The organism is Synechococcus sp. CCY9201 (assembly GCF_034931105.1).
Taxonomy (GTDB): domain Bacteria; phylum Cyanobacteriota; class Cyanobacteriia; order PCC-6307; family Cyanobiaceae; genus CBW1002.
On sequence record NZ_JAYGIC010000124.1, the window covers coordinates 1 to 3,987 of the forward strand.

Below are 3,987 nucleotides of genomic sequence, written 5' to 3' on the forward strand. Positions count from 1 at the left end.
CTGGTGGCCCTGCTGGCCAGTGGGGTGTCGCTGGGCGCGGGCGGCTGGTCGGCTCTGGCGGCCTTGCCTCTGCTCTGCACTCCCCTGGCGCTGGTGGGTCTGCTCGATGATCGCCACAGCCTCCCGGTGGGCTTGCGCTACGGCGTTCAGCTGCTCACGGCCCTGGTGACCCTGCTCGTCTCACCCCTCCTGGTCTTACCCGAGCCGAACGCGGCCCTGCCGCCCCTGGCCCTGGTGGTGGTTGCCCCCCTGCTGCTGCTCGCCGCCACCGCCGTGATCAACTTCACCAACTTCATGGACGGCCTCGACGGCCTGGTGGCTGGCTGCCTCGCCGTGGCCCTCGCCGCCGCCGCGCTGCAGCTGGCCGCTGCCCCTGACCTGGCTCCGGTCGCCCTGCTGCCGCTCTGGGCCCTGGTGGGGGGCCTGCTCGGCTTTCTGCTCTGGAACTGGAGCCCGGCGCGGGTGTTCATGGGCGATGTGGGCAGCACCTTTCTTGGTGCCGTCTTCGCCGGTGTGGTGCTGCAGGCCACCAGCTGGCCCGAAGCCCTCGGGCTGCTGCTGCTGGCCACACCCCTGCTCGGCGATGCCTGCCTCTGCGTGCCGCGCCGTCTGCTGGCCGGTCAGCGGGTGTTCCAGGCCCATCGCCTCCATCTGTTCCAGCGTCTGCATCAGGCCGGCTGGCCCCATGCCCGGGTCGCGCTCCTCTACATCGGCGCCACCGCCGCCCTGGCGGCAGCCCTGTGGATCGGTGGCTGGCCCTGGGTTGTGGCCCTCGCAGCCCTGGAGCTGCTGATCGGCTTCCGGCTCGATCAGCGCGTCGCCGTGTCCTTTGATCAGGCCTCTGCTGGATCCATTCCTCCAGCCATCTCCAGGTCGGAGGCCTCGTGATGCCTGTGTTCCAGCTCAGTGCCCGTCTGCTCACCCTGCCGCCCCTCCGCCGCAGGCTGTTGCTGATCAGCGCCGACGCCCTGCTGATTCCCCTGGCGGTCTGGCTCAGCTTCGCCTTGCGCCTGTCGGAGTTCTGGCCGCCGCAGCTGCAGGCCTGTCTCTGGCTCTTTCCCCTCACCTGGCTGGTGGCCCTGCCCCTGTATGGGTTCACGGGCCAGTACAAGGGCATCACCCGCTACGCCGGCAGCCGGGTGCTCTATGCGATTTCGGCCCGCAATCTGGCGGTGGTGTTGGTGCTGCACAGCATCGAGATGGCGGCGCCGTGGCCGGCACCGCCCCAGAGCAGCTGGTTCCTGCTCTGGTTCCTGCTCACCGGCCTCACCGGTCTGGTGCGGCTGGCGCTGCGGGATGTGCTCCAGGCCGTGAACACCAGCTCCCGTCGCCGGCGCCAGGTGGGGGCCGTGATCTACGGGGCCGGCTCGGCCGGTGTGCAGCTGGCCGCCGCCCTGCGCTACGCCCAGAGCCATCGGGTGGTCGGCTTCCTCGACGACGACCCCCAGCTCTGGAATCGCTATGTGAACGGCATCCCGGTTCTCGCCCCCCAGCGGCTCGCCGGCCTGATCGAGCGCCAGAAGCCCAGCCAGATCCTGCTGGCGATGCCGAAGATCAGCCGCAGCGAGCGCCGCCGCATCATCGATGGCCTGCAGCCCTATCGCCTTCCGGTGCTGCAGGTGCCCAGCGTCGACGACATCACCTCCGGCCGCACCCGCATCGATGCCCTGCGGCCCATCGCCATCGAGGAATTGCTGGGTCGCGATCCGGTGCCTCCCAATCTCGAGCTGCTGCAGGCCACCGTGGCCGGCCGCTCCGTGCTGGTGACCGGTGCCGGCGGCTCGATCGGCTCCGAACTCTGCCGCCAGATCCTGGCCCTGGGCCCTGCCCGCCTGTTGCTGCTCGAGCGCAGCGAGCCCGCCCTCTACACGATCGATCAGGAGCTGCAGCAGCAGCTCCGTCATCAGCAGCTCCGTCATCAGCAGATCCACCAGCTGGAGCTCGATCAGGGGCCCGATCAGGGGCCCGATCAACTGATCGTGCCCCTGCTGGGCTCCGTGACCGACCGGGCCCTGCTCGATCAGCTCTTCGCGGATCACCCGGTTCAGGTGGTGTTCCACGCCGCCGCCTACAAACATGTGCCCCTGGTGGAGGGCAATCCCCTCGCCGGCCTGGCCAACAACGTGGTCGGCACCCGCACCCTGCTCCAGGCCGCCATCGCCCACGGCGTCGAGCGGCTGGTGTTCATCTCCACCGACAAGGCGGTGCGTCCCACCAACGTGATGGGGGCCTCCAAGCGCCTCGCCGAACAGATCCTCCAGGCCATGGCCCAGGAGCTCGCCCTGCGCGGCTCTCCCACCGTGTGTGCCCTGGTGCGCTTCGGCAATGTGCTCGGCTCCTCCGGCTCTGTGGTGCCCCTGTTCCGGCGCCAGATCGATGCCGGAGGGCCGATCACGCTGACCCATCCCGAGGTGATCCGCTACTTCATGACCATCCCCGAGGCCGTGCAGCTGGTGCTGCAGGCCTCAGCCCTGGCCCAGGGTGGCGATTGTTTCCTCCTGGATATGGGCGAACCCATCCGGATCCTGGATCTGGCCCGCCAGATGGTGGCCCTCAGCGGCCTGTCCCTGCGCGATGACCAGCACCCCAACGGCGACATCGCGATCGCCTGCACGGGCCTGCGCCCCGGTGAGAAGCTCTACGAGGAGCTGCTGATCGATGCTGAATCGCAACCCACCAGCCATCCGCTGATCTACCGGGCCCAGGAGACCTTCCTCGAGCCCTGCCGGCTCTGGCCCCTGCTCGATGCCCTGGAGTGGGCCGTGGCCCGTCACGACCAGTCCACCGCCCTCGATCTCCTGGCTCGGCTCGTGCCCGAGTGGCAGCGATCCGCACCCCCTCGCTCAGGGGCTGATCGGCTGACGCCGGATCCCAGCAGCGGCCCCCGTCGGCCCGACGCCGGCGATGCCGCCGCGATTCCCGCTGGCTGAACTGGCTCCCGCTGGGGTTGGCGACCACCGGATCCACAGGGGCCACCTGCGGCCTGAGGGGCTCGTCAGCCCAGATTTTTGTGCCCTTAATATGCCGTTATCGTGAAAGCGTTGATTCATGGGTGTTGAAACTGGCTGCCGTGAATGATCCTGGCTAAGATTTGGTAATTCATCTCAGCTGGGCTGAGCCATGCGCAGCACCATCACGGCCCGGGGTCAAACGGTGATTCCCGCCCCCATTCGTGCCCGTTTTTCCCTTGGTCCGTCCCAGCGTCTGGAATGGTTTGTGGATGCCGATGGCTCCATCCGCGTGGTGCCGGTGGACCTGTCGCCAGTCAAGGCCTTTCGTGGCGTGGGGCGCCGTGGCGGCTCCACCGAGCGGCTCCTGGCTGATCGTGAAGCTGATCGTGAAGCTGAGCGGCGGGCAGAGCGGGGCTTCGGCCACTGATGGCAGGGCTGCTTCTGCTGGATACCTCGGCCCTGCTCACCCTGCGCGACGATGAACCCGGCGCCGATCGGGTCGAACAGGCGCTCGAGCGCCAAGACCGCTGTTATGCCTGCTTTCTCAGCCGGATGGAGGTGCTCTATCGGGTCTGGAAAGACGAAGACGAGTGCGCCGGACGCCTGGCCTACGAGCAGCTCAAGGCGCTTCCCTTGCACTGGCTGGAGGCTTCCGAACCGCTGCTACAGCATGCGGCCAGCATCAAGGCCCGCCATTCCCTCTCCCTGGCCGATGCCTGGATCGCAGCGGCGGCGCAACAGGTGGGCGCCACCCTGCTGCACAAAGACCCCGAGTTTCGTGCCATTGCCGATCTCTCCCAGGAATGGCTCGGCTGACTCTCCCGAATTCGGAGAACAAGCGCAACAGCTCAGGCTGGGCTGACCGGCTTACGCCGGATCCCAGTAGCGGCCCCCGTCGGCCCGGCGCCGGCGGTGCCGCCGCGATTCCCGCTGGCTGAACTGGCTCACGCCGGGGTTGGCGACCACCGGATCCACATGGGCCCCCTGCTCCCAGAGCTCCCGCGGAGCCCAGCGCACCGTGTGCTGCACCCGGTCG

At 68.5% G+C, this 3,987-nt stretch carries 4 protein-coding genes; all 4 read left to right on the forward strand.

All coding sequences use genetic code 11. The features are described from left to right. On the forward strand, positions 1 to 888 hold an 888-nt coding region (locus VB716_RS12110), incomplete at its 5' end, for a glycosyl transferase (RefSeq protein WP_323270611.1). Beyond that, a complete protein-coding gene (locus tag VB716_RS12115) occupies positions 888 to 2,930 on the forward strand; it encodes a nucleoside-diphosphate sugar epimerase/dehydratase (RefSeq protein WP_323270612.1) in 2,043 nt (680 codons plus the stop codon). The genes VB716_RS12110 and VB716_RS12115, both read left to right, overlap by 1 nt. A 190-nt stretch (positions 2,931 to 3,120) precedes the next feature. Beyond that, the gene (locus VB716_RS12120) at positions 3,121 to 3,378 is read left to right on the forward strand and encodes an AbrB/MazE/SpoVT family DNA-binding domain-containing protein (RefSeq protein ID WP_323270613.1); all 258 of its coding nucleotides are present in this window, start codon (positions 3,121 to 3,123) and stop codon (positions 3,376 to 3,378) included. Continuing rightward, positions 3,378 to 3,767, forward strand: coding sequence for a PIN domain-containing protein (locus tag VB716_RS12125; protein WP_323270615.1), 390 nt, complete (start codon positions 3,378 to 3,380; stop codon positions 3,765 to 3,767). Before VB716_RS12120 ends, VB716_RS12125 begins: the two co-directional genes overlap by 1 nt. Positions 3,768 to 3,987: the final 220 nt, after the last annotated feature.